General features: G+C 66.9%; 23 protein-coding genes. 18 read left to right on the top strand and 5 right to left on the bottom strand.

Annotation, left to right across the window (positions count from 1 at the left end; translation table 11 throughout):
- Together AGI3411_RS29645 and AGI3411_RS29640 are read right to left on the bottom strand one after the other, a co-directional pair.
- The coding region (locus AGI3411_RS29645; RefSeq protein WP_129530873.1) for a collagen-like triple helix repeat-containing protein at window positions 1-1,271 on the bottom strand (1,271 nt) is incomplete at its 3' end.
- A 313-nt stretch (window positions 1,272-1,584) separates the two neighbouring features.
- Window positions 1,585-3,183: a ShlB/FhaC/HecB family hemolysin secretion/activation protein gene (locus AGI3411_RS29640; protein WP_425265390.1), complete on the bottom strand. Its 1,599-nt coding sequence runs from the start codon at window positions 3,181-3,183 to the stop codon at window positions 1,585-1,587.
- A 610-nt stretch (window positions 3,184-3,793) separates the two neighbouring features.
- Here AGI3411_RS29640 and AGI3411_RS29635 point away from each other — a divergent pair.
- From AGI3411_RS29635 to AGI3411_RS29555, 17 genes are all read left to right on the top strand, one after another.
- Window positions 3,794-4,624 (top strand): MHYT domain-containing protein, encoded by an 831-nt coding sequence (locus AGI3411_RS29635; RefSeq protein ID WP_129530871.1) that lies wholly within the window; start codon window positions 3,794-3,796, stop codon window positions 4,622-4,624.
- A 123-nt stretch (window positions 4,625-4,747) separates the two neighbouring features.
- Complete coding sequence (locus AGI3411_RS29630) at window positions 4,748-4,930, top strand: Flp family type IVb pilin (RefSeq protein ID WP_129530870.1); 183 nt, start codon at window positions 4,748-4,750, stop codon at window positions 4,928-4,930.
- Between the two features lie 173 nt (window positions 4,931-5,103).
- Window positions 5,104-5,607, top strand: coding sequence for an A24 family peptidase (locus tag AGI3411_RS29625; protein ID WP_425265389.1), 504 nt, complete (start codon window positions 5,104-5,106; stop codon window positions 5,605-5,607).
- The gene (locus tag AGI3411_RS29620; RefSeq protein WP_208748210.1) at window positions 5,574-6,014 is read left to right on the top strand and encodes a TadE/TadG family type IV pilus assembly protein; all 441 of its coding nucleotides are present in this window, start codon (window positions 5,574-5,576) and stop codon (window positions 6,012-6,014) included. Before AGI3411_RS29625 ends, AGI3411_RS29620 begins: the two co-directional genes overlap by 34 nt.
- Before the next feature lies 1 nt (window position 6,015).
- Window positions 6,016-6,507, top strand: coding sequence for a TadE/TadG family type IV pilus assembly protein (locus AGI3411_RS29615; protein ID WP_129530869.1), 492 nt, complete (start codon window positions 6,016-6,018; stop codon window positions 6,505-6,507).
- Window positions 6,504-7,460, top strand: coding sequence for a Flp pilus assembly protein CpaB (gene cpaB / locus AGI3411_RS29610; protein WP_129530868.1), 957 nt, complete (start codon window positions 6,504-6,506; stop codon window positions 7,458-7,460). Before AGI3411_RS29615 ends, cpaB begins: the two co-directional genes overlap by 4 nt.
- A gap of 68 nt (window positions 7,461-7,528) precedes the next feature.
- Entirely contained in the window at window positions 7,529-8,896 is a 1,368-nt protein-coding gene (locus AGI3411_RS29605) for a type II and III secretion system protein family protein (protein WP_129530875.1), read from the top strand.
- A gap of 7 nt (window positions 8,897-8,903) precedes the next feature.
- The gene (locus tag AGI3411_RS29600; protein WP_165359315.1) at window positions 8,904-10,247 is read left to right on the top strand and encodes a response regulator/pilus assembly protein; all 1,344 of its coding nucleotides are present in this window, start codon (window positions 8,904-8,906) and stop codon (window positions 10,245-10,247) included.
- 33 nt (window positions 10,248-10,280) lie between these two features.
- Entirely contained in the window at window positions 10,281-11,642 is a 1,362-nt protein-coding gene (locus AGI3411_RS29595; protein WP_129530866.1) for a TadA family conjugal transfer-associated ATPase, read from the top strand.
- Window positions 11,642-12,568, top strand: coding sequence for a type II secretion system F family protein (locus tag AGI3411_RS29590; protein ID WP_129530865.1), 927 nt, complete (start codon window positions 11,642-11,644; stop codon window positions 12,566-12,568). Before AGI3411_RS29595 ends, AGI3411_RS29590 begins: the two co-directional genes overlap by 1 nt.
- 11 nt (window positions 12,569-12,579) lie before the next feature.
- Window positions 12,580-13,578, top strand: coding sequence for a type II secretion system F family protein (locus AGI3411_RS29585; RefSeq protein WP_425265388.1), 999 nt, complete (start codon window positions 12,580-12,582; stop codon window positions 13,576-13,578).
- Between the two features lie 32 nt (window positions 13,579-13,610).
- Window positions 13,611-14,450, top strand: coding sequence for a tetratricopeptide repeat protein (locus AGI3411_RS29580; protein WP_129530864.1), 840 nt, complete (start codon window positions 13,611-13,613; stop codon window positions 14,448-14,450).
- Window positions 14,451-14,472: 22 nt separating this feature from the next.
- A complete protein-coding gene (locus tag AGI3411_RS29575) occupies window positions 14,473-14,907 on the top strand; it encodes a DUF3613 domain-containing protein (protein WP_129530863.1) in 435 nt (144 codons plus the stop codon).
- 29 nt (window positions 14,908-14,936) lie between these two features.
- A complete protein-coding gene (locus AGI3411_RS29570) occupies window positions 14,937-17,051 on the top strand; it encodes a TadG family pilus assembly protein (RefSeq protein ID WP_129530862.1) in 2,115 nt (704 codons plus the stop codon).
- A 49-nt stretch (window positions 17,052-17,100) separates the two neighbouring features.
- Entirely contained in the window at window positions 17,101-18,483 is a 1,383-nt protein-coding gene (locus AGI3411_RS29565) for a sigma 54-interacting transcriptional regulator (protein ID WP_129530861.1), read from the top strand.
- Window positions 18,484-18,564: 81 nt separating this feature from the next.
- Window positions 18,565-19,275: a DUF2968 domain-containing protein gene (locus AGI3411_RS29560; RefSeq protein WP_129530860.1), complete on the top strand. Its 711-nt coding sequence runs from the start codon at window positions 18,565-18,567 to the stop codon at window positions 19,273-19,275.
- Window positions 19,276-19,412: 137 nt separating this feature from the next.
- Window positions 19,413-19,871 (top strand): DUF1178 family protein, encoded by a 459-nt coding sequence (locus tag AGI3411_RS29555; RefSeq protein ID WP_129530859.1) that lies wholly within the window; start codon window positions 19,413-19,415, stop codon window positions 19,869-19,871.
- A gap of 128 nt (window positions 19,872-19,999) precedes the next feature.
- On the opposite strand, the gene efp is transcribed toward AGI3411_RS29555, so the two are convergent.
- The 3 genes from efp to AGI3411_RS29540 form a co-directional block, all read right to left on the bottom strand.
- Window positions 20,000-20,557 carry an elongation factor P gene (gene efp / locus AGI3411_RS29550; protein ID WP_129530858.1) on the bottom strand — a complete coding sequence of 186 codons (558 nt, stop codon included), beginning with the start codon at window positions 20,555-20,557 and terminating at the stop codon, window positions 20,000-20,002.
- 156 nt (window positions 20,558-20,713) lie between these two features.
- Window positions 20,714-21,826 carry an elongation factor P maturation arginine rhamnosyltransferase EarP gene (earP, locus tag AGI3411_RS29545; protein ID WP_129530857.1) on the bottom strand — a complete coding sequence of 371 codons (1,113 nt, stop codon included), beginning with the start codon at window positions 21,824-21,826 and terminating at the stop codon, window positions 20,714-20,716.
- A gap of 6 nt (window positions 21,827-21,832) precedes the next feature.
- Window positions 21,833-23,035 carry a DUF2863 family protein gene (locus tag AGI3411_RS29540; protein WP_129530856.1) on the bottom strand — a complete coding sequence of 401 codons (1,203 nt, stop codon included), beginning with the start codon at window positions 23,033-23,035 and terminating at the stop codon, window positions 21,833-21,835.
- A gap of 209 nt (window positions 23,036-23,244) precedes the next feature.
- On the opposite strand from AGI3411_RS29540, the gene AGI3411_RS29535 reads away from it, so the two are divergent.
- Entirely contained in the window at window positions 23,245-24,021 is a 777-nt protein-coding gene (locus tag AGI3411_RS29535; RefSeq protein WP_165359314.1) for a DODA-type extradiol aromatic ring-opening family dioxygenase, read from the top strand.
- Window positions 24,022-24,255: the final 234 nt, after the last annotated feature.

Genomic DNA, 24,255 nt, shown 5'->3' with positions numbered 1-24,255 from the left:
CCCAGGCTGCCGGTGACCCCGGCTAGCAGGCCCGTCACCGGGGCCAGCAGGCCGCCGGCGCCGCCCGCCGGCGTGCCGCCCACGCCGCCAAGGATGCCGGTGATGGGGCTGAGCAGTCCGCCGGAGCCGCCCGCCGCGCCGCCCAGGCCGCCGGTCAGCGAAGCGACCGCGCCCGTGGCGTTCGCGAGCGTGGCGCCCAGCGGGTTGGCGTTGCCCGGGGTGGCGTGCAGCAGGCCGCCGGCGCTGGCTACCGCGCCGCCCAGGCCTTGCAATACGCCATTGAGTCCAGCGGTATTTCCGGGCAGCGATCCGCCCAGGTTGGTGACCGTTCCGCCCAGGCTGGTCAGCAGGCCTGCAACCGGCGCGCCCAGCCGGGTCGTGTCGCCAACCTGCTGGGTCAGTCCGGTCACGGTGCCGGCGAGCGGGCTGACGTTGGGATCGAGGGCAGCGCCCACGCCGGCCAGGGTCGGTTGCAAGCCCAGCGGCAGCACGTTGTCCACGGTCTTGCCGACATTGCCCAGCGCCGGCGCCAGCAGCGGCGTCGACGGCCCGCCCAGCACGCCGCCCGTCACGCCGGCCACCACCTGCGTGACTGGATTCAGCAGTCCGCCCTGGCCGGACAGGCCGGCGGTCAATGCGCCGACGGCGCCGGTAGCGTTGCCCAGCACGGTCGTCAGCGGATTGGGGTTGTTCGCATCGGCATGCAGCAGGCCGCCGGTGCTGGCCACGGTCTTGCCCAAGCCGTCCACCAGGCCGCCGACGCCGGGGCTCAGTCCGCCGGGCAAGCCCGCGCCCTCGAGCGTGGAGCCCAGGTTGCTGACCAGCCCGCCGACCTGCTTGACCGCACCGTCCACCGGTTGGCCCAGGCCCGTCGTGGCGCCGATTTCCTGCGTCAGGCCCACGACCGTGTCCGCCACGGGCTTGATCGTGGGATCCAGCGCCTTGCCCACGCCGCCCAGCGTGGCGTCCAGGTTCAAGGGCAGGGTGTTATCCACGGCGCCGCCGGTATTGCCCAGGGTCGTTTCGAGCAGGCCGGCCGTGACGGGGTTGGTCGGATTGGTCGGGTCGGTGCCGCCCGGGTTCGTTCCGCCGCCGCCGGGGTTGAGGCCTCCGCCACCGGGGTTCGTCGGGATGTCGGTGCCCGGCAAGCTCGCGGATTTGCTGCCGCCACCGCCGCCGCCGCAAGCGGCCAGGGCGCTCATCAGGGCCGCGGCCAAGGCGGTGGAAGTCAAAATGCGCGAGATGCGGCGAGCCTCGGTTTTGGTATGCATGGCGAACTCCTTGTGTTGGAAGAGTCAGGCGGAGAAACGGCCCGATACATCTACACATGCACAAAGCGTGCCAACATTATTCAAATAAGCTGCCCGCTATTGGGATACTCGCGTTATTGCTTCCTTGAAATCCTTTTATTTCAAGGTGTTATTGGTTGAAAAAGGGTTTACCCTCGTTGTCGAAAACAGGCAGATTTGCGATCACGCGGAGGCTGCGAATGTTACGAATGGCGGCTTATTCGCCGTTACGTTACGGGTGATGTTACGTAACGCCGCGGCCATCCCAGAGATTTGCCCTGCGCCCGCGGCGCGGTCAGAACGCGTCGTAATAGAGCGAATAATTGGCGTTGAAACGCACGTCGCGGTCGTTGTCGATCGTGGCGGATCCCACCGGTTTGGCGACGTTGAAATCGAACAGATAGTATTTATCGTCCGTGAACCGGATGCCCAGCGCCACCGAAGACAGGTGCCGCTGGTTCAGGGCCTGCAGGCTCTTGTTGTTGTACCAGGTGCGCGCATAGTCGACCAAGGCATAGGGCTGCACGCTGGAAAGGTATTCCCAGCCGATGCCGAAGCGCCGGTTGATTTCCGCCGACACGCCGATACCCTTGTCTCCGCTTTGCTCGCCCTGCGGATAGCCCATGGCGTAGCGCCAGCTTCCATACGAAACCTGTTCCGACGAAGGCAGGATATTGCTGGAATACTGTCCGGCGCCCGAGAAGGTAAGGCCGAACTGCGCGGGCAGCGCGAAGGTCTGCTTGGCGTTCAGGTTGTAGCGGGTGAAGTCCAGGTCCAGGATGGGCGTGGCGGAATACCCATAGTTGGTGGAAATGTCCTTTTTGGCGCCGGCCGCGTCGAAACCCTTGGCCACGCCCAGTGTGACGTCCGTGGTCTTGCTTTCGGACACCTGGATATAGCGCAGTTCGGCGTTGGCCGCGCGCACGCGGGCATCCTGCTGCAGCCAGCGGTCGGAGTCGCGGGCGTCGTAGCGGTCCTTTGAATTGGCGGCATAGACGCCAAGCGTGCCGGTAAGCGAGCGCGTGTTGTTCAGCAGGAATGGGTAGCTCACGCCGATGCCGATACGGTCGTTTTTGACGCGGCGCTCGAAACCCAGGTATTCGATCGTGTCGTCCTTGGGCTTGGCATCGTAGTGGTAGCCGTCGATCTTGACCGCCAGGCCATCCGCGCCGATCGGCACGCGGATTTCGCCGGACACGTACTTCACGTCATCGGTATTGAAGGGAATCGAAGCCGTCAGCTTCACCTGTTCGCCCAGCGGGGTCAGGCTGTTGGCCGCCATATTCACCAGCGGCTGCATGCCGGTGCCGAGGTCGGCAATGCCGCCGGTCAGGCTGACGGGTTGCCGGCTGGCGTCCAGCACCAGTTCGGTGGCGCCATCGGCACGGCGCGGCAGGTCCAGGCTGGGCGTGAACTTGACGCCGGGGACAGTGCGCATCAGGTTCAGCTGGCGTTCCAGCGTGGCCTGCTTAAGCGGCCTTTCCTCTTTCAAGGGGCCGACCAGCGTTTCAAGCCGATCCAGCGCATTGCCGATATCGCCTTCGATGCGCACAGAGCCGATGAACCCCTCGACCACGGTCACCACGACGAGTCCATTCGCGAAGGCCTGGTTCTGTACCAGTGCGAACGACAGCGGATACCCCTTTTCCCGGTAGAGCAGGGTGATCTTGTCGACCTGCTGCACCAGTTCGCCCAGGCTGATTTCCTTGCCGGCCAATGGCGCCAGCAGCGCGGAAACCTCTTCGAACGGAATGGCGCGCACGCCGCTGACGTCGAAATTGTGCGGGACGATGCGCTGCGCCAGGCGCGCCTGCAAGGCCAGTTGTTCGGGAGTCGCCGTCTGGACGACGGGAGGCGGCTGCGTCGCCGCGGGCGGCTTCTCCAGCTTCGGCATGGCATCGACCGGATTGCCCCGCAGCGGGCCTTCGGCCCGGGCAGTGGCGCCGATCGCGAAGGCGCAGACAAGGGCGAGGGAAAGCGGACCAGCCGGAAGCGTACGTCTCATGCCTTTTCATGTCTCTCGTTTCCGCAGCGCATTTCAACCAGGAATTCGATATTCGCGGACATTGGATATTGAAAATGAGACGCGGATATCACTGGTAAACCAAGCTTGCTGCGTTGTTCGGAATATGGTGCCAGTCCTTAATTAAAATGACAATTTATTTCAATGCGGTCAAATGAAATTGGCGGGATATCAACATTGTTGCGAACTTGAAACTGCATGAATAGGAATAAATTAGCGGTAAATATATGTTTTTAATGGGTTATACAAAAAAATAAGAGTATCCGTTACATATTGAATCCAGCATTATTGCGGATATACGTGAAAACCCTGATGTGTATTAAATAGTAATAGATAAGACTATAAAAAACGTAGTTGCACCTAGCGCTGAAATTTTCAGGCTACCGGGAGTCCATAAGATGGAAGCGGATGACCGCAGAAGAAGTCGCAAGTGCGCGCCGGCAGCGCGCAGCCAGGGCAGACAATTCGGGCGAGGCCGTCCATGACGCCAGGCGAAATCGTTCCGCTTTCCTTTCACGGGGGGCTGGTCGCGCTCTCTTTTCTCGTCGCGGTGCTCGGTTCTTACGTCGCCATGCTGGCGGCGGCGGGCATCCGGGCTGAAACCCGGGACGGCGAAATCCGCATCGGCTATATCCTCATCGGGGCGGTCGCGATGGGCGGGGTCGGCATCTGGGGCATGCATTTCATTGGCATGCAGGCCCAGAACCTGCCGTTTGAAGTGGGGTATCAGCTTGGCCTCACGTTGCTCAGTTTCCTGGTCGCCGCGGGTTTTTCCGGTTGGGCCTTTTGGTTTATCGGACGCGAACGCTTCACCTTTTTCCGTTGCCTGATCGGCGGCACCGCGGCAGGGGTCGGCGTGGTCTCCATGCATTATGTGGGCATGAGCGCGATGCGCATGCCGGCCGTATTGGCCTGGAATCTGCACATCGTGATTTTGTCGGTGTTTATCGCGGTCGTTGCCGCTTCGGCGGCATTGTGGCTTGCCTTCAATACGCAAAATGAGCGTCAGCGCCTTGGAGCGGCGGTGTTGATGGCGCTTGCCATTTGCGGCATGCATTACACCGGCGCGGCCGCGGGCACCGTGATCTGCACGGCTGCCCAGGAATATTCCAGCCTGCAGATCGGCGGCGTGATGTTGCCCTATATCGCCTTCGGGCTGTCCGTCGTGACGACGTTGCTTATGCGATGGCATTTGCAGCGGGCATCCCGGCGGTTTCGCGCGCGCACGGCGCAGCGTATCGACTCGATTATTGAATCGGCGCCGCTGGCGCGTCCGGGAAGGTTGCCCGGATCGGCCCCGGGGCCGGGTTAGCGAGGTTCCGGATGCGTGCCGGCAAGCGAATGCGCCGGTGCGCGGGGCAGTTCCGGGGAAAGGGGGCTGACGCCGCCGCGGGCGGGGCAGTCTTGTGATCAATCGAGATCGATGGAGCTCGACATGAAAGCGAAACTTGTGCAGTTCTGGAATGACGAAGACGGTATCACGGCCCTGGAGTACGGGCTGATCGCCGGCATGATCGCGGTGGCCTTGCTGGCCGCCGTAAAAACCTTCACGACTGCGCTCGACGGCCTGTTTACGGGGCTCGGAGGCGCGCTCGACGACAACAAGCCGGCTGCCTGAGCGGCGGCCAAGGCCGAAACGTGTCCATGCCGCGATGCCGGGCCGCTCCCGCCATCGCGGCACCCATCCACTTATTCGTATCCGCGGCATGAAGAGGACGCCGTCCATCCCGATGGACGCGCCCGATGTTGAATCCGATTTCTGAAGGTTCTGCCTTGTACCCAGGGGAAGCATTGTGGTGGTTGCTGTTCGCAAGCTGGAATCTGGCGTTGATCTACAGCGATCTGCGTTATCGCCGCGTCCCGAACGGTCTGATCGTGTCGGGGGGCGTGGCGCAGTCGCTGTGGCTGGCGGCCGCCTTGCTGGCGGCCGGATGGGCCTATCCGCCGCGCTGGTCGGGATGGCTCATGGCGGCGCTGGGATTCCTGACCGCGGCGCCATTCCTGCTTCTGTGGGCCCGGCGTCTGATGGGCGCGGGGGACGTCAAGGCAATCGCGGTGCTCGGCCTGCTGCTGGGCTGGGCGCCGCTGCTGGTGGTTCTCTTGATCGCCAGCTTGCTCGCGGGCCTGCATGCCGTGCTGTATCTGTCGGTATCGCGCTTCCTGGCGCTGAGCGCCCGGCTCCGGCAAATTCCGTACGCCGCGTACCTGGGCATCGCCGCGCTCAGCGTGGCGTCTATGCCCTCGAATTCGGCCTGGTATTCGTGGTGTTCTTCCTGGTGTTCTACGGGATCCTGACCTACTCCCTCGTGGCTGCCGCCCAGAACTCGGTCGCGCTTGCCGCGCAGGATGGCGCGCGCAAGATCCTGCAATGGCAGGCCGGCTCCTCATCGCTGGCGACGCGGGCCAGCGCGGGGCGCGATACCGCCCTGCGCCGGGCGGAATGGATCAGCGCGATCTCGGCATCGCCGGTGGCGGTGGCGGTGTGCAGCAGCGGGGGCGCGCTCAGCAGTTCGGCGGGCGGTGCGTGCAGCGGCTTGCCGCTGGCGGCCGGCCAGATCGAAGTGACGGTGTCCTATGCCTATGGCGCCCATCCGCTGATTCCCTCGGTGCCGTTGCTGCAGACGGCGTTGATGCCGGCCTCCAGCGTGTTGAGCGCCCGCGCCATGGTGCACCTGGGCGATTCCCTGGACGAGGGAGTTTGAGATGCGCACGCCTTTTCCGCTCCAGGGATTGCGTTCCGGGCGCCGTGCCCAGCATGGCATCGCGGCGCTGGAATTCTCCCTGACCCTGGTCATGCTGCTGATGTTCATCTGCGGCGTGCTCGGTTTCGGCGTGCTGTTCTGGATGCAGCAGCAGTTGGCCTCGGCGGCGACGGATGGCGCGCGCGCTGCGGTCTTCGCCCGGTTCAATGGCCAGGCCGATGTGCCGTCGGCGGCATGTTCGGCCGCCATGAGCGCGTTCTCCTCCGGTTCCGCCGTCGCCTGCGCGGTTTCCAGCGCGCCGTGCGCCTGGGCCGGCTCGGAAGGCCGGCAAGCCAACTGCGCCACCGTGGCCATGACTTACGACACGCAGTCCTGGCCCTTGCTGGCGACCTTGCAAGGCCTGATTACCTCGTTGCCGGGCATGGGAACGAACTGGATTCCCGCCCGTTTGCGCTCGCAAGCCGTTGTACAGATATCGCAGGGGACGCCATGAGCAGTTTGAGCAAGATCGTCGCAGGGATGTTGTTGGTGGCGGGCCTGGTGCTGGCCTTTATCGCGTGGCGGCTGGCGTCCGTATCGCCCAGCCCGCCGGCCAGCGCCGTGTCCGCGCCTGCGCCCGCGGCGCCCGCCGCGGCGCCGGTCACGCTCTATCCCGTCGTCGTGGCCAAGGCGCCGATGCCCGCCGGCACGCGCATCGATACGGCCAAGATGCTCGCGGTGGCGCAATGGCAGGCGGCATTGTCGGGCGGCTACCAGGAGCTGGCGCCGCTGGAGGGCGCCGTGACCAAATTCGATATCGCCGCGGGCGATCCCATCCTGCACAGCCTGCTGGCGCAGGGCTTGGCCCGCGAGCTCAAGCAAGGCGAACGCGCCGTCGCCATCGCCGTGGATGAAGTCGTCGGCAGCGGCCACCGCATCACCCCGGGCGATTGGGTGGACGTGTTCTTCATGATCGAAAAGGGACAGGAAGTGCCGGGCGCCCAGGCGCGCCTGCTGCAGGCCCAGGTGCGCGTGCTGGCCTATGGCAAGGCCTCGGTCGACGGGCCGGAGGAAAAGCCGGCGGGGCAGCCGGGCGTGCCGAACCAGCCGGCCAAGACGGCGGTGCTCGCCGTGCCGGTCGAGCAGGTCAATGAACTGATGCTGGCCAGCCGCGCCGGCCGCCTGCAACTGGCATTGCGCCCGGTTGACGACGACGGCGTGCCCGATGCGCAGTTGTTCGTCCAGCGCAATCCGGTGCTGCCGGTCCGCGCCGACCTGACACCGGCGCAGCGCGACGCGCTGAAGCTGGCGCCGAACCGCGCGTTTGCCGGCGAAAGCCTGGCCCAGCTCGATGGAACAACAGCCATCGCGCCCGCCCGTGCCGCGCCCGCGCGAGGCGCGAATCCCGGGGGCGGCAGAACGGTTGAAATCCTGCGCGGAGACAAATCCGAACGCGTGCGCTACTGAACGCAGCCGCGAGCGGCATCCCTACGCCGCTCGCGGCTGGACTCTTGCCCATGACCAGATCCAGCCATATGAAGAAACTCCAGCGTAATTCCCTCATCCATGCCGTGTCGTTGGCGGCGGCGATCGGCTGCGGCGGCACCGCGGCGGCGCAACCGGCGGCGGCGCCCGCCACCGCCAATGCGCCGGCGCCGGCCCGCGATCTCGTCCTGGCGGTGAAAGGGCAGCAGACGCTGTTGCTCGATGGCGCCGCGCCCGCGCGCATCGCGATCGGCGATCCCGAGGTGGCCGACGTGAAGATCCTGCGCGCGTCGGGCAAGCGCGCCGGCTCGTTGCTGATCTATGGCAAGAAGCCCGGCACTACACAGCTGCAGATCTGGAGCGGAACCGGCTCGGCGCCGCAGATATGGAACCTGCGCGTAGGCGGCAGCGTCCAGGGGGCGCTGGCCAGCCGGGGCATCGCAGGCGGGGCCAATATCGATATCGCGGGCGATCGCGCGGTGGTCTCCGGCCATGCCGAAACGCCCATGGGGCAGGTCGCTTCGGTCGCCATGGCGGCGTCTGCCGTGGGCGGCGAGAAGAATGTCGTGGACGTGTCGTCCGCGGGAACCAGCGGCGTCGTGCAGGTCGAGGTCAAGGTCGTCGAGGTGTCGCGCTCGGTGATGAAGGAGGCGGGCATCAGCTGGACCGCGGGCGGCAGCGGGCCGTGGAGCGCCGCCAACAGCATGATTCCCGCGAACCTGAGCGCGGCGGCGTCGGGGTTCTCGCTGTTTTACGACACCAACAACTTTTCGGCCAACCTGCGCCTGTTGCAGACCAATGGCATGGCGAGGGTGCTGGCCGAACCCACGCTGGTGGCGCTCACGGGGCAGAGCGCCAGCTTCCTGGCGGGCGGCGAGCTGCCGATTCCGGAGTCGGGCGGGCTGGGCACGGTGTCGGTCACCTTCAAGCCTTTCGGCATCGGCCTGACCGTGACGCCCACCGTGCTGTCGCGCGACCGCATTTCCCTGAAAGTGGCTCCCGAAGCGAGCGAGCTGGACTACAGCAATGGCATCGCGATCAGCAACGGTCCGGATTCCGCTTCGATCATCCCGGCCCTGCGCACGCGCCGCGCCGATACGACGGTCGAACTGGGTGATGGCGAGAGCTTCGTGATCAGCGGCCTGGTCTCGCGCCAGACCAAGGCGATGGTGAGCAAGGTGCCGCTGCTGGGCGACCTGCCGATCATCGGTTCGTTCTTCCGCAGCCTGGACTACAAGCAGGAGGACACCGAACTGGTCATCGTGGTGACGCCGCGCCTGGTGCGCCCCATCGCGCGCGGCGTGACTTTGCCGCTGCCGGGGGAAAAGCAGGAGCGCGCGGACAACGGCTTCAACGCCTGGGGCTACTACCTGACCGGCCCGTTGGGCGGCCAGCAGATGCCCGGCTTTTCGCGGTGAACGCGCGGTGAACAAGATGAAGACACATGCAAGCGAGTGGGTAGGCCTGCAGAACGGCCGGCGGTTTCTGTTCTGCTCCCGGGGCGCGGACGTCGCGGCCCAGCTGGGGCAGGCGCTGGGCGACATGGGGATGCTTACCCAGGAATCGCCCGGCACGGAAGAATTGGCGCGGCGCCTGGCGGACATCGCGCCCCAGGTGGTGTTCCTGGACTTCACCCTGAGCGAGGGCGAGCCCGGGAAACTGTTCAGATCGGCCGAGCTGGCCCGCCTGCTGGCGCGCATTGCGCCGAGCCTGCCGCGGGTGGCGGTGGGGCTGCTGAGCCAGCCGGAAGGCGCGATCGCGGCCCTGCGCGCGGGCGTCAGCGACTTCGTGGATCCCACGGTGGCGCCGCAGGAGATCAAGGAAATCGTGTTGCGGCTGCTGGACGCGCAGCCGGGAGACGCGAGCGGCGACGGCTCGCGGCGCAGCGTCCTGTTGCTGGGCGCGCGGCCGGGCGTCGGCACCAGCACCCTGGCCGTGCACCTGGCCGGCATGGTGCAGGACCGCCAGAAACATGCGCATGCCGCGCGCGCCGCGGCACTGGGCGGCAAGGCGGCGAAGGCCGCCACGGCCGAACCTGGCGCCTTGCTTCCCTTGTCCAGCCGCGTGGCGCTGATGGACCTCGGCTGGCCCGTGGGCGATTGCCAGCTGTACCTGAACATCGGCGGCGATTTCGACTTCGCCGAGGCGGCGCGCAACCTGCGCCGCCTGGATTCCACGCTGCTGGGGTCGGCCATGGCGCATACGGCCAATGGCCTGAGCGTCCTGTCCTTGCCACGCGACCTCGGCCAGATGCGCGACATATCGGAGTCCGATTCGCTGCTGGTGTTCGAACGCCTGCGCCAGCACTTTGGCGTGGTGGTCGCGGATTCGGGCGGCTTCACCAATCCGGAATTCGTGGCCGGCCTGGCGCATGCCTCGCAACAGAACTGGATCGTGACGGACCAGAGCGTCGGCGCGCTGGTGTCGCTGGCGGGCCTGCTGCAGGAACTGGAGCAGCAGCACGTCGAGCGCCACAGCCTTGGGCTGATCGTGAACCGCTACGACGAACGCTACGGCATGACCGCGCAGCAGATCGCCGAGCGCTTTCAGCTGGAGCTGGTCGGGACGCTGCCGGACCGCACGCTGGCCCTGATGGTGTGCACGAACCAGGGCCATCTGCTGCACGAGGAAGCCGAGCGGGACATCTATGTGCGGGCGGTGCAGGCGCTGGCGGAAAAGCTATGCGCGGAAGAGAACGTGCCCGGCGGCCGGGCAGGCTGGCTGGCCACCTGGCTGCCCGGCGTGCATCGCCGCATGGTGGTCGGTTAACCGAAAAACAGGCGGACAGCGGCGGAATCCGACATGATCATGACAACGACGGTAGCGTTCGGCGGCGACGGCGACAAAGGCTTTTCGGCGTCGAACCGTTTCCAGGAAGTGAAGACGGCGGCCTACGAACACCTGCTTTCCCGGATCGAGGAACTGGGCGCGGAGTTCGGCCGCTGGGCGCGTTCGGCAATCCAGGAGTTCGTGGACATCGAAGTCGCAAGCTTCGTGCGGCTGCGCAGGGTGCCGATCAACGAAGGAGAAATGCGGCAGATCGCAGAGGCCCTGACCAAGGAGCTGGCCGGCCTGGGGCCGCTGGAAGACTTGCTGGCGGATCCGGCCGTGGAAGACATCCTGATCAACGGCTATGACAACGTGTTCGTGTCGCGCCGGGGCGTGCTGGCCCGCGAGACGCTGAGGTTCACGGACAACCAGCACGTGCTGCGCATCGTGCGCCGCATCCTGGCGCCGATCGGCCGCCGCTTGGACGAATCCAGCCCCATGGTGGACGCGCGCCTGCCCGATGGCGGCCGCCTCAACGTCGTGATCGAGCCGCTGGCCGTCGACGGCCCCATGGTCTCGATCCGCAAGTTCCGCCAGGATCCGCTCAAGCCGGCCGATCTGCTGACGCTGGGCACCTTCGACGAAGAAATCTACCGGCTGCTGCACGAGGCGGTGAAGCACCGCTGCAACATCCTGGTGTCCGGCGGCACGAGCTCCGGCAAGACCTCTCTGCTGAACGCGCTGGCCTTCTTCATTCCCGAGACGGAGCGCGTGGTCACGGTGGAAGACACGGCGGAACTCTCGCTCAACCATCCGCATGTGGTGCGGCTGGAGTCGCGCCAGGGCGGCTTCGACGGCAGCGGCGCGGTCACCATCCGCGAGTTGATCCGCAACAGCCTGCGGATGCGTCCGGACCGGGTAGTGGTGGGAGAAGTGCGTGGCGCGGAAGTCATGGACATGCTGCAGGCGATGAACACCGGCCACGAAGGCTCGATGGCCACCATCCATGCGAATTCGCCGCGCGAATGCCTGTACCGGATAGAAATGCTGGCGGGCTTCGCCGGCTTTCAGGGCAGCGAGGACAGCCTGCGCAGACAGATCGCCAGCGCGCTGGATTTCATCGTGCAGATCGGCCGTCTGTCCAACGGCAAACGCCGCGTGCTGTCGGTGACCGAAGTCACGGGCATGAGCGACAACGTGATTTCCACGCAGGAACTCTACCGCCACGAGACCTTCATGGCGCCCGAGGGCGAGGAAAAGGACCACTGGAAGTGGCTGGGCATACATCCGCATACGCCTAAGCTGGCCCGGATGCGCAACGAGACACGCGCCAATGACACGGCGGCGGGCGATGCCGACGGCGGCGGAGGCGGCTTCTGGAACCGGAGGCGCTGATGGATCAAGTCCTGGTCCTGGCAAGCCTGGCCGCGGTGCTGGCCATCGGCGGCGTCCTGCTGTGGCGGCACGCAAGCACGGACGCCCGCCGCGCCGCGAGTTCGGCGTTCCTGGAGAACCAACTCAACCGGGGGCGCGACGCGCGCGCCGAGAGCACGTCCTTTTCGGCGGGCACGCCGGCAATGCGCAGCGGTTTTCTGGGGTGGGACCGCCTGTTGCGCCTGGCCAGCGTGCGCCAGAGCGCGGGACTTTACCTGCGCCTGGCGGTACCGCTCTTCGGCATGGCGGCGTTGGCGTGGCTGCTGCTGGGGATCATGTCCGGCGCGGCGACGTTCGTGCTGATGGCGGTGCTGGAGTATTTCCTGCTGTGGCTGCGGGCCGACAAGCGCCGCCGCCGGATGATCTCGCAATTGCCGGCGTTCCTGGACAACATCGTTCGCCTCATCACCATCGGCAACAGCATGGGCTCGGCCTTCCAGACGGCGGCGGCCAACACGGACGAGCCCTTGCGCGAAGTGATGGAAACCGCCGCCAGCCTGAGCCGTTCGGCCAAGGAATTGGACGCCGCCCTCGCGCATGTGTCCCGTCTGTACGGGCTGAAGGAGCTGTACATGATCGCCGCCGTCGTGTCGCTGGCGATGCGTTTCGGCGGCCGCAGCGACCAGGTGCTGGAGCGCATGGCCGCCTTCATGCGCGACGTGGCCCAGGCGCGCAATGAATTGTCGGCCAGCTCGGCTGAGGTTCGCCTGTCGGCCTGGATCCTCGCGCTGCTGCCGGTGGGGATCGCGGGCTTCATCATCGTGGCGAACAACAACCTGTTCATGGGCCTGTGGCACGACCCCACGGGCTTCAAGATGCTGGCGACCGCGGTGGCCCTGCAGATCGGCGGCAGCTATTGGCTGTACCGCATGGCCAAGTCCATTTGAAGGGGGGGAGCATGATCGAGATCCTGCGATCCTGGAACGTTTCGACCGTGCTGGCGATGGCGCTGCTGCTCATCGCCGCGGGAATGCTGACGCTGGGCGTCGGCATCCTGCGGCGCCTGCGAGGACAGAGCAGAAGCCTCCGGATCGTGGATCAGGCCCTGGCGGCGCGCCAGATGGGCGGCGCCGCGGCGGCGCTGCCGGCGCAGGACGGGCAGGGCAGGTTCGCGGCCGCCGCGCGCGCGGCGGATGCTTTCGGCAAGCGGCTGAGCGAAGGCCGGCTGGCCGACACCTTGCTGGCCGCCGAAGACCGCAAGCTGGTGGACATGGCTGGTTACGCCGATGCGGGCGTCGCGAGATCGCGCTTCGCCGCCATCCGCTTCGGTCTGGCCCTGCTGCTGCCGGCCGCTGTCGTGGCCGCGGGGCTGCGCTACGGCCAGATCCATTCCTGGATGGGCATGTTCGTCGCGGTTTTCTTCGGATTCGCCATTGGCTACCTGCTGCCGAAGTGGATCGTGCGCAGCCGAGTGGCGCGCCGCCGCCGCATGGCGGCCGATGAGCTGCCGTTGCTGATCGATCTGCTGCGCCTGCTGCAGGGCGTGGGCCTGTCGATCGACCAGAGCATGCAGGTGCTGGTGACGGAGTTCGGCCAGGTGCTGCCCGTGCTGTCGCAGGAGCTGCGCCTGGCATCGGAACTCTACGTGCGCGGACGGACGCGCGAGCAATCGCTGGCCAGGCTGGCGGCAGGCTTCGACAACGACGATCTTTCCGCCATCTGCCGCCTGATCGCGCAGGTCGATCAGCACGGCGGCGCGGTGCAGGAACCGCTGAACCGCTTCGGCGAACGGCTGCGCGAATCGCGGCGGCTGGAACTGAAAGAGAAAGTGGGCAAGACCACGGTCAAGATGACGGGCGTCATGATCGTGACCTTGCTGCCCGCGTTGCTGATCATTACGGGCGGCGCGGGGTTCATCGCGGTGATACGCGCGTTGTCGCGCATGGGGGGAGCATGATGGCGGGCGCTATGGAAAGGCGGCGGGGCGCAATGCGCTGGTTCCCGGCGGCCGTGTTGGCGGCGTCGGTCGCCGGTCTGGCCGGCTGCAAGACGAACAGCGCGGAATCCGCGTGGCAACTCATCCAGCAACAGCAGCAGGAGCAGGCGCTGGCGCGCCAGCAAGAGGACGAGGCCCAGGGCCGCAACCGGCCCAGGGAGCCGGAAATGATGCTGTCGATGATCGCCGAGGCCCAGCGGCAGGAACGTTATTTCGCATCCCTGGCGTATATCGACGCCTATCAGCAGAAATTCGGCAGCGACAGCCGCGTGGCCGTCATGCGCGCGGATGCCCTGCGGCAGACCGGGCAGACCGCGTCGAGCGAACAGGCTTATCGCGCGCTGACCCACGGCGACCAGGCGGCGGAGGGATGGCATGGCCTGGGCCTGATCGCAGGGGGCCGCGGCCAGTTCGACCAGGCGGCCGATGATTTCGGGAGGGCGGCCAGGCTGGCTCCGATGAATGCGCGGATCCTCGGTGACCTGGGCTACGCAAGGCTGCGGGCCGGCGACCTGAACGGGGCGCGCGTGCCGCTCGGGCAGGCCGCGGAGCTGGCGCCCGAGAATGGCAGGGTCCTGGCCAACATGGCGGTGCTGCTGCTGGTTGAAGGCGATCCCGCCAAGGCGCGGCGCCTCATGGACCAGGCGCAACTGGGCGACGAGGCGCGCGGGCAAGTACTGCGCCTGGCCTCCGAAATCCGCGGCCAGCTTACGCCCGTGCCGCCGCCGGCGGGCAATCTGCCGGCCACCCGCGTATCCAGCGGCGCCGATACCGTCATGCCGATGATGAGTCCCTTGATGGAGGGCCTGGGCAACGGGCCCATCGTACGTTGACTTCGTGTTCAGGAAATCTCTCATGCCCCACGCGCGCTTCTTCATTTCGTTCTCCCTGGCCACGGCGTTGGCCGCGCTGGCGGCGCCTGCCAGCCATGCGCAATCGAACGCGCCGCTGACCGGCGGCATGTCGGGCGGCGTCTCCGCGTCCGGCGCGCCGCCAGCGGGCGCCGCGGCTGCGCTGCCCGAGCGGCCCGTGGTACAGCAGGTGTCCACGCCTTTGCCGGCGGAAGCGCCGGCTGCGCCTCAGGCGGCGGCCCAGCCGGCGGCGCCGGAAGGCTTCGGCGACGTGACGCGCGGCCTGCTGGCGGCGCAGGCCGACGGCCGCCGGGCAGGCGGCGCGCTGCCCATCCTGGGACCGGTGTCTACCGCGGCCTGGAACCGTTATCTGGACAGCTTCAAGCATCCCATCCCCGAATGGATGCAGAAGCGCGTCGAAACCAAGAACACCCGCTGAAGCGGGATCCAAGCCCGAGCCGCCAGACCATGCCCGCCATTTACCTGCGTCCTGCCCCATTGCCGCGCCAGCGCGGCAGCGTGACTGTGGCTGTCGTGTTCGCGGTCCTGGTCGGGCTGGTGCTGCTGGGCGCGGCGCAACTGGCCTACAGCTTCTACATGAAGCGTGAAATGCAGAAGGGGGCGGACCTCGCCGCGCTGTCGGCGGTCCAGGTGCTGGGCATGGGGGCGGCGGCCGATTGCGCACGGGCCGTCACCGCGGGGCGCGCCTCGGCGCTGCGCAATATCCCTGATCTCATCGACGCCTTCACGGATGCCGACATTACCGTCGAGTGCAAGGTATGGGATTCGAGCCGGGCCGACGCCTCTGGCATGCACGTGTTCGATGCGGCCGGCGGCGAGGCCTTCAATGCCGTGCGCGTGACCGTCCGCAAACAGCTGAGCAGTATTTTCCCGCGCTTCACCGGCGGCGGTGACGGTGGCGCCATGGCCTCCACCACCGCCGTGGCCGCCAATACGAAACCCGTCGCGGCCTTCTCGGTGGGGTCCCGGCTCTTGCGCCTGGAGCGCGGCGGCCTGCTGTCGCGGCTGCTCGCCACCGCGGGCGCATCGCCCGGGCAGCTGGACGTGCTGGACGCGGCCGGACTGGCCAGCGTCGACATCACCCCGGCAGGGCTGTTGCAGGCGCTGGGCTTGCCGCTGTCCGTGGCCTCGGGCGTGGGCACGCCCGAACAGCTGGCCGCCGTCGACAACCTGACGCTGGGCCAATTGCTGAACGCCACGCTGACTGTCCTGGGCAATATACAGACCGCCAGCGCCGACGTGGGGCTGCTGACGAACGCCATCAATGCCGCGCTGGAGGTGATGCCGCTGAACTTGCCCGTGAAGCTGTTCGGAGACGGCGGCGTACTCGACCTGTCGGTCGAAGGGGGAGGCGCCAACGCCGCCCTGCAGGCCAACGTCAATGCGCGCAACGTGCTCGAGACCGCGTTGGTGGTCGCCAACGGCGAAAACCTGATCGACCTGGGGCTGGGCGTGCCGCTATTGGGGATAGACGCCCGGGTGCGCATTGTCGAGCCGCCCTCCGTCGCCATCGGCGGCGTCGGCACGCAGGCGACCAGCGCCGGCATCCGCGTGTACCTGCGCGTCACGACCGCCAACATTCCGCTGGTGGGCCCATTGCTGGCCAGCACCTTGAACACCGTGGTGGACCTGCCCATCATCATCGACGTGGGGCAGTCCACCGGCACCCTGACCAAACTGTGCGCCGCCCCGTTGACGGAATCGCAGGCCACTATCGACGTGGCCTCGTCCGTCGCGAACGTCTGCCTGGGCCGGTTCCCCGGCATGGGGTCCGCCACGGACAAGACCCCGGCGGGTTTTCTTGCGCTGACCAACAGCTGCGAGCTCTCGGCGTTCGACGCCATCCAGCCGTACGAGGTGCTGAACGTGCTGGGCATCCTGCCGCTGAAGGCGCGCGTAGCGCTCCCGGTCTTCGAACCGCAGGCGCCGGTGTCGGTTACCTTGACGGAGCCGCCGTCACCGCAGGCCACCGCCACGGTCAACGCGTCGTCGGTCGACCTGGCCGGCCTGGCCTCCAATCTGTCGGATGCGCTGATCGGCGGCATTCTGGGCGACCTGGCGAACAACGGCACGCCGCTGACCCGCGCGCAGCGCACGGCCCTGGCGGAGGACCTGGTGGGCGGAGGTGGATCGGACCCGGGCAAGTCCGTGTCGGAGGTGTTCGACAACCTTGCCTGGTCCAAGACCGCCATGGACCGGCTCGGGCAGCGTATGGCGACCGGCGGCCTGGCGGGCGTGCTGGGCGGGACCCTGCAAGTGGTGGGCAATGCGCTGACGACGCTGCTCGTGGCCCCGGTCAACGACCTGCTTTGCGGAGTGGGAGGGATATTCGGGCCGAGCGTGATCCGGCAGTGCCGCGTCGATTCCGTGGCCGCGCTGGCGCTGAACGACGGCGGGCAATTGGGCGGCGTCCTGTCCATCGTCATTTCGCTGCTTTCGCCGTTGCTGGACATGCTGTCGAGCATGTTGCAGCAACTGCTCAACCTGCTGGGCCTGAGCCTGGGCCAGACCGATGTTTCGCTGATCTCGGTGGATTGCGGCCGGCCCCGCCTGGTGTACTGATGATGAATACCAAGATCTTTGCCATTTCCTTGCCCGCATGGTCCACGCCATGAGCCAGAAATTCACTCGCGACGAATTCGACCTGTATGTCTGGGAGGGCACGTCCGACATCGCCAGCCGGGCGGAGCGCTGCCTCGCCGGGATGGACGTGTCGTTGTTGCGCGCGGATGCGGGCACGGCATTTCCGCCGCCTCGTGATCGGGGCCGGTCCGCGGTGGCCCTGGTATCCGTGTCGGTGATGGGCGACACCCGCTTCAGCGGCTACGATTGGCTCGCCGCGCAGGGCCTGCCCGTCATCTGGGTGGCTTCCGAAACCCGCGGGCGCGATCCGCGCTACTACCCGCCCGAGTATTCGTATACCTTGCCGCTGTCGTTCACGGCGTCGGACCTGCGCAAGCTGCTGTTCGAGCTGCTGGGCACGCTGGATCAATTCAATCGCGCCGCGCCAAGGCGCGAGCAGCCGCTCATCGCCGTGTCGGAACCGATGCGGAACCTGCTGGCCGAGGCGGAGCTGTTCGCCGATTGCCGCAGCAACGTGCTGGTCCACGGCGAAACCGGCGTGGGCAAGGAGCGCGTCGCGCGGCTGCTGCACGACCGCGCGGCCTGGTCGGACGGCCCGTTCGTGGCGGTCAACTGCGGCGCGATTCCCGAAGGCCTGTTCGAGGCGCATTTCTTCGGCCATGCCAAGGGCGCGTTCACCGGCGCGATCGGCGCGCACAAGGGCTACTTCGAGCAGGCCAGCGGCGGCACGCTGTTCCTGGACGAGATCGGCGACCTGCCGCTCTACCAGCAGGTGAAGCTGTTGCGCGTCCTGGAGCAGAGCGCCGTGACGCGGCTGGGCTCCACGGTGGAGGTGCCGGTGGACTTCCGCCTGGTGGCCGCGACCAACAAAGATCTGCGCGCGCTGGTGGGGGAGGAGGAGTTCCGGGCCGACCTGTACTACCGGCTGGCGGTCATCGAACTGCGCATCCCCAACCTGGAGGAGCGCGGCGGCGCCGAGAAGGCCGCGATTTTCCGGGCCCTGCTGGAGCGGCTGGGCGCAGAGGGCGAGCCGCCCGCATGGTTGCTGGACCGCGTGTCGCGCACGCGCTTCGCGGGCAACGTGCGCGAGCTGTCCAATGTGGCCGAGCGCGTGGCCATCATGAGGCGGCAGCTCAAGTCCTGGGACCAGTCCCGCATCGAGCGGATCTTCGATCAGCTTGCCGCGCTGCCGGCCGCCGCGGGCGAACCGTGCGAGCCGGCCGTATTCACCGACGCGGAGCGCGCCGAGCGCACGCGCATCCTGGCGGCGCTGGACGTCAACGGCTGGCGGCGGCAGGACACCGCCAATACGCTCGGGATCAGCCGCAAGGTGCTATGGGAAAAGATGCGCAAGCTGCGCCTCGGGGCGGCCCAGGGCGAAACCGCCGAGGGCATCGTGGAGGCATCGTGAACGCGCAATAGGGGATGCCCCCCAGGGGCCAACAATCGAAATAAATTGCTATAGTTTCGCAACATTTTTTTTGGGGTATGCATGAACGTCCACTTTATCCGTGGCGCCGCCCGCATGGCGCTGTTGGGCACCGCCTTGTCCGGCCTGGCGGCTTGCGCCGTTGCCCAGCCCGAGGCGCCGCGGCCCACGGTTAAGCAGGTGGAGGACACGCAGGCGGCGTCCGCCCCGGTCACGCCGCCCGCCGGCGCGCCGGCGCTCGCCGCGCCTCCCTCGTCCACGGTCTCGGAGCTGCAGGGCCTGATCCAGAACCGCCAGGTCTCCGAGCTGCGCACCGCATATAACGGCACATATGGCGCCAGCCTGCTGTTCAAGCCCGACGACCTGACGTACTACGTCGCCCTGTTCCAGCAGAAGGACTTCTGGCGCGTGCTGAAAACGAAGTCGGACAAGCAGGCCGAAGCCACGTACCGGGCCTTCGCCAGCCAGTCGGCCGAACTGGCCGAAGTGGATATCAAGCGGATCAAGCTGCAGGCCGAATATGCGCACGCCGAAAAGCTGCTGGCCACCCGCAGCGCCGAACTGAGCACCCTGCAGGCGGACCGCGCCTTGCGCTTGCAGCAGGAAGAGCAGGTGGCGGCTCGCCAGGAACAATCCCGCCAGGAAGCCACGGCCCTGGCCGGCCAGCAAAAAGACGTGCGCCAGCAGTTGCGCGACATGCAGCGCCAGATCGACGCGTTGCAGGCCCAGCAGGCGCAGGTGGCGGACACGTCTACCCCGAAACGCGGAAAGTAGCCGCTGCGGCGCCGGCAAAGCGGGCCTGAAGGCCCGCTTTGTGCTGGGCGTCCGGGAAACCGTCTCGCTTGAGGGGGGAAAGCCGCCAGCGGCCGGTGCTTTCTTGTATTCTGGCTCTTGCACCCCATATTGATGTCATGGCACTGAAAGTTTTCGACCTCCAGTGCGAACACAGCCATATTTTCGAGGGCTGGTTCGGTTCGCACGAAGATTACGACGCGCAGCAGGCGCGTGGCCTCGTCACGTGCCCCGTCTGCGGCTCGGCCAGCATTACCAAGCGGCTGTCGGCGCCCCGACTCAACGTGGCCCACCTGCATGCGCCAGCCGCCCAGCCCGCCGTGCCGGCCAATGCCACCGATGCGGAAAAGATCGCGGCGGTGCAGGCCGTCGTCATGCGCCAGGTCCGCGCCCTGCTGCGCAACACCGAAAACGTGGGGCCGCGCTTTGCCGAAGAGGCGCGCCGCATCCATGAGGGCGACGCTGACGAGCGCCCGATCCGCGGTACCGCCACCCCGCAAGAGCGCGCTTCGCTGGCCGAAGACGGTATCGACGTCATGGCCGTGCCGGATTTCCTGGACGACGAACGCCTGCAATAGGTGTGGGCCCCGGCCGCGGACGGCGTCTAAAGAGCCGGCAACGTCCTCACGCGAAAACCAAGACCTGGGGCGAAAGGCAAAAAAAAACCAGACCCGAAGGTCTGGTTTTTTTTGGAATCCGTCACCGATCAGTTGACGCGGCTGCGGTATTCGTTCGTGCGGGTGTCGATTTCGATCTTGTCGCCGATGGCGCAGAACAGCGGCACGTTCAGTTCGTAGCCGGTGTTGATCTTGGCCGGCTTGGTCACCTTGCCCGAGGTGTCGCCGCGGACGGCGGGTTCGGTGTAGGTGATTTCACGGACCAGGACGGTGGGCAGTTCGACCGAAATGGCGCGGCCGTCGTAGAAGACCACTTCCACGGGCATCGCTTCTTCCAGGTAATTCAGGGCGTCGCCCATGCTTTCGGCTTCGATTTCGTACTGGTTGTACTCTTCGTCCATGAAGACGTACATCGGGTCGCCGAAGTAGGAGTACGTGCACTCCTTGCGGTCCAGTTGGACGACTTCGAACTTTTCGTCGGCCTTGTAGACCGATTCGCTGGCCGAAGCGGTCAAGAGGTTCTTGAACTTCAGCTTCACGACGGCCGCGTTACGGCCAGACTTGTTGTATTCGGCCTTCTGGACCACGAGGGGGTCCTTGCCGACCATGACCACATTGCCGACTCGCAATTCCTGAGCGGTTTTCATCGATAAAACTCCGGGGGTGATAGGTGCACTCGCCGTGCTAGCAGAAAGCCCTGCGCATTGGCCGGCTTGGGCCAGTGTTTTCGGCTTCGTGCACACGCCCGGGAGGCGTCATAGCTGAGGCCCGACAGATCCAGGGCGCTCAGAAAACTCTCTATTCTAACGTTTCTTGACCAACTCTGCGCAAAAAACCGCCAGATTTTCGGCAAGATCCGGCCTCGCGGCCTGGCTGGCGTCCCATTCGCGGGCGGCCTCGGTCCAGGCATTCCAGGCGGCGGGCGCCAGCGCGCAGGCGATCGCATCGGCCGCCTGGCCGGTTTCAGGCTGGTTCCATGCCCGGATGAGCGCCTGGGCGGTTTCCGGGGCCGGATAGCGGGCCAGCCAGGCCTCCAGTTTTTCCAGGTGGATGTTTTCGTCCTGGGGGTAGATCTGCCATACCAGCGGGCGCGCGGCCCAGGCGGCGCGGACGAAGGAATCCTCGCCCCGCACGAAATTCAGGTCGCAGCACCAGAGCAGCCGGTCGAAGTCCGGTTGCGCCACGAAGGGCAGCCGGGCCAGCAGCGGCGCGCCCGGCGCCGCGCAAGCAGCTTCCAGCCCGGGCGCGACGCCTTCGGGCGCCAGCAGCACGCTGGGGCGCGGATCGGCCGACAAGGCGGACACCAGTTCCGCCACGGGGGCGGACGGATAGCAAAACAGGGACACCGTGCGGGCGCCGTCGTGGCGGCGCAACAGCAGGTCCTGCCCCACGCCCAGCGAGCGCAGGAAGGCGGTTTGCGCGTCCGCCGAGGCCTGCAGCGCATCCCGTTCGGCCGACAGGCCGGGTTCGCGCAGCAGGCCGCCCGTGGCGGCGTTGAAGCCAGGAAAGAAGAAATGCTTGACCAGCCCGTCGGGGCGCTGCGACGGCAGGCCGTGGCAGCTTTCCACCCAGGATTCGGCGCTCAGGTATTCCAGGTTGATCCAGGCCGGGTGCGTGCTGCGCATGCTGTCCAGGAACGCCTCGGGAGGGTCGCAGGCGAACGCCTCGATCACCACGTCGCGGGCCGCCAGCCCGGGATCCGGCGAGCCGGTCCAGTGCACGATGTCGATACCGGCCAGTTGCTGGCGCGCCGTGCCGGGAACGATGCCCGGCTGGATACGGGCGAAGCTGGCCAGGTCATCCACCCAGAGGCGGACGTCCCAGCCGCAGCCATGCGCGAGGCGGCGCGCGAGGCGCCAGCAGACACCAATGTCGCCGTAGTTGTCGACGACCCGGCAGAAGATGTCCGCTTGCATCGCGGCCTAGTGGAACTTGGCCGGCGAGGCTTCTGCGTCCTCGGGCAGTTCGGCGTGCACCAGTTCGCCCAGCGGGTTCGGGAAGTAGGGCGCGCCGCAGTCTTCGCAGTACTCGGGCGGCAGCACGCCGGGGATGCGGCGCACTTCGGTGACGCCGTATTCCTTGAGCAGCGCCGCGATCTCGTCGATGACGTCGGGCTGGCCTTCGTCCGCCGGCAGGTCTTCCTCGCGGCCATACAGCGGCCAGACGCAGCCGTAGTAGACGTCGTTGCTATTGCGCGCCGTGAACCCGATGCGGTATTCGTCGACCCGGCTTTCGCCGCAGCCTGCCACCACGGCGCGCAGTTGCGAGGCTTCGAGGCTGACCGCCCCTTCCAGCCAGCTGACCGCCGCGCGCAGCGACAGCGGGCGCACCCGCCGGTCCGCTTCGCGGTTGCTTACGTAATAGGCATCGGGCAGCAGGGCTTCGAAACCGCAGCCGGGCAGCAGGTTGGCCAGCGTGGGCTGGGCCTGGGCCGCCCATTGTTCGAGGCTGGCGTCGCGGCTGGCCTCGGCTTCGCCCAGCTGTTCCTGCCAGCGGAAGATCGGTTCGTTCTCCGGTACCGCCACGGCCGCCACGATGTAGCGCGTGTCGGCCAGCATGTTGGCCGTTTCGACCTCGGTGTTCAGCGCGGGCTTGGTGGTCTCGGCGCCCAGCGCCTGCGTACCCAGGCGCTGCAGCCATTGCCAGGTTTCGGAGAAGGTGCGGGGCATCTGGTCGACGCTGACCAGCACGGGCATCAGCGCGCTGCGGGCTTTGCTGGACAGGATGTGCCCGTGCAACTGCGCCAGCAGAGCCTGCTGCGCGCTGGCGGAAATCGGGCCGGTGGGGATGGCGTAGCGCGTCCAGGCAACGATGGGCGCCACGATCAGCAGGATGTCGTGGCGGACGCCGTTCTTTTCGATCTTCATCGACTCGGACAGGGTTTCCGCCTGTTCGATCAAGACCTCGTAAGCGCCCACGTCGCTTTGCGCAAGGTGGTCCAGGGCCGCCTCGAGGGGGGCATCCTGCCCCGCCTTCAGCAGCTTCGGGATCGCTTCGCCAAGCTGGGTCTCCCAGAACACGTCTTCCAGGCGGCTGCCCGAGCGGTTGAGCGCCTGGGCAAGCGCGACCAGCCGGGAGGCGTCACGGGTCATGCGGGGAGCGGATTGGCTGCGGGATCGGGCCATAACTTCGGAGAACGTCCAGAAAGTGTGCAACGTAATAGTTTAACGCCCGCCGGACTGCATGTTGCAGTGGGCCGCCGGCGCGGGCGCCTGCCGGGCGTAGGGTTTGATTGATGCTGAAACAGCAACATATCATCCCTTTTGGAAGGGTTTATTGCTGATGGGAAACGATGGAGAATGCTTGTATCGACGCATTTTCAGGAGGCTCCGCCATGCGCTGGCCCACGCTTTTCGTTTCCCATGGTTCCCCCATGCTGGCCGTAGAACCCGGCCTGACCGGTCCTGCCCTGGCGGATTGGAGCGCCGCGCAGGGCCGCAAGCCCAAGGGCGTGCTGGTGGTCTCGCCCCACTGGATGGGCGAGGGGCTGGCGCTGTCCACGCGCGACCGGCAGGTGGCCTGGCACGATTTCGGCGGTTTTCCGCCGGAACTCTATACCCTGCAATACGGGGCGCCCGGCTCGCCGGCGCTGGCCTCGCGCGTGCAGGCCCTGCTGGCCGGGTCGGACATCGCCGCCGAGCAGGATCCCCGCCGCCCGCTGGACCACGGCGCTTGGGTGCCGTTGCGCTATCTGTATCCGGAGGCGGACGTGCCGGTGGTGCAACTGTCGCTGGACATGGGGCGCGACGCGGCCGGACAGCTGGCGCTGGGCCGCGCGCTTGCGCCCCTGCGCGACGAAGACATCCTGATCATCGGATCGGGGTCGCTGACCCACAACCTGCGTCATGTCCGCATGCCGCAGAACGCGCCCGCGTTGCCGTACGTGCCGGCCTTCCAGGACTGGTATGCGGACAAGCTGGCGGCGCGCGACGTGCCCGCCTTGCTGGACTGGCAGGCCCAGGCGCCCGGCGCGTCGCAGGCGCATCCGCATGACGACCACCTGATGCCGCTGTACGTGGCCCTGGGAGCGGGCGGGCCGGCGGCCACGCGGCTGACGGACGAGATTTCGTACGGGGCGCTGGCGATGGATGCGTATGTGTTCGGTGAATGAGGGCGGGGGCGGGAACTGATATCGGTGTCAGACACCCGGAAGCGCTGGCTTTAGCCTGGACGAGCATCTCGCAGGGGTGTCAGACGCTGGCACCTGGCACGAACTGGGGGTGTCAGACACTGGCGCGAACTTGGGGCGGGCTCGGGCACGGTCCAGGTGACCCGTCCTGCCCTGGGTTGACACCTACGGGCCGGTATCCGTAGCGATTACGGACTGAGCACCCGATGAACTTCA

This window comes from Achromobacter agilis (assembly GCF_900496965.1).
In the GTDB taxonomy this organism is placed as follows: Bacteria; Pseudomonadota; Gammaproteobacteria; order Burkholderiales; family Burkholderiaceae_B; genus Achromobacter; species Achromobacter agilis.
Note: the sequence above shows the minus strand (reverse complement) of the source record. Positions and strands in the feature narration are given on the sequence as shown.

What these genes read in the sequence shown, in the direction of transcription:
- AGI3411_RS29635 (WP_129530871.1), top strand. Translation starts at nt 3,794, where the DNA reads ATGACGCCAGGCGAAATCGTTCCGCTTTCCTTTCACGGGGGGCTGGTC.
- AGI3411_RS29630 (WP_129530870.1), top strand. Translation starts at nt 4,748, where the DNA reads ATGAAAGCGAAACTTGTGCAGTTCTGGAATGACGAAGACGGTATCACG.
- AGI3411_RS29535 (WP_165359314.1), top strand. Translation starts at nt 23,245, where the DNA reads ATGCGCTGGCCCACGCTTTTCGTTTCCCATGGTTCCCCCATGCTGGCC.
- efp (WP_129530858.1), bottom strand. Translation starts at nt 20,557, where the DNA reads ATGAAAACCGCTCAGGAATTGCGAGTCGGCAATGTGGTCATGGTCGGC.
- AGI3411_RS29605 (WP_129530875.1), top strand. Translation starts at nt 7,529, where the DNA reads ATGAAGAAACTCCAGCGTAATTCCCTCATCCATGCCGTGTCGTTGGCG.
- AGI3411_RS29575 (WP_129530863.1), top strand. Translation starts at nt 14,473, where the DNA reads ATGCCCCACGCGCGCTTCTTCATTTCGTTCTCCCTGGCCACGGCGTTG.
- AGI3411_RS29565 (WP_129530861.1), top strand. Translation starts at nt 17,101, where the DNA reads ATGAGCCAGAAATTCACTCGCGACGAATTCGACCTGTATGTCTGGGAG.
- earP (WP_129530857.1), bottom strand. Translation starts at nt 21,826, where the DNA reads ATGCAAGCGGACATCTTCTGCCGGGTCGTCGACAACTACGGCGACATT.
- AGI3411_RS29555 (WP_129530859.1), top strand. Translation starts at nt 19,413, where the DNA reads ATGGCACTGAAAGTTTTCGACCTCCAGTGCGAACACAGCCATATTTTC.
- AGI3411_RS29580 (WP_129530864.1), top strand. Translation starts at nt 13,611, where the DNA reads ATGCGCTGGTTCCCGGCGGCCGTGTTGGCGGCGTCGGTCGCCGGTCTG.
- AGI3411_RS29640 (WP_425265390.1), bottom strand. Translation starts at nt 3,183, where the DNA reads ATGCCGAAGCTGGAGAAGCCGCCCGCGGCGACGCAGCCGCCTCCCGTC.
- AGI3411_RS29590 (WP_129530865.1), top strand. Translation starts at nt 11,642, where the DNA reads ATGGATCAAGTCCTGGTCCTGGCAAGCCTGGCCGCGGTGCTGGCCATC.
- AGI3411_RS29615 (WP_129530869.1), top strand. Translation starts at nt 6,016, where the DNA reads ATGCGCACGCCTTTTCCGCTCCAGGGATTGCGTTCCGGGCGCCGTGCC.
- AGI3411_RS29540 (WP_129530856.1), bottom strand. Translation starts at nt 23,035, where the DNA reads ATGGCCCGATCCCGCAGCCAATCCGCTCCCCGCATGACCCGTGACGCC.
- AGI3411_RS29560 (WP_129530860.1), top strand. Translation starts at nt 18,565, where the DNA reads ATGAACGTCCACTTTATCCGTGGCGCCGCCCGCATGGCGCTGTTGGGC.
- cpaB (WP_129530868.1), top strand. Translation starts at nt 6,504, where the DNA reads ATGAGCAGTTTGAGCAAGATCGTCGCAGGGATGTTGTTGGTGGCGGGC.
- AGI3411_RS29585 (WP_425265388.1), top strand. Translation starts at nt 12,580, where the DNA reads ATGATCGAGATCCTGCGATCCTGGAACGTTTCGACCGTGCTGGCGATG.
- AGI3411_RS29595 (WP_129530866.1), top strand. Translation starts at nt 10,281, where the DNA reads ATGATCATGACAACGACGGTAGCGTTCGGCGGCGACGGCGACAAAGGC.
- AGI3411_RS29570 (WP_129530862.1), top strand. Translation starts at nt 14,937, where the DNA reads ATGCCCGCCATTTACCTGCGTCCTGCCCCATTGCCGCGCCAGCGCGGC.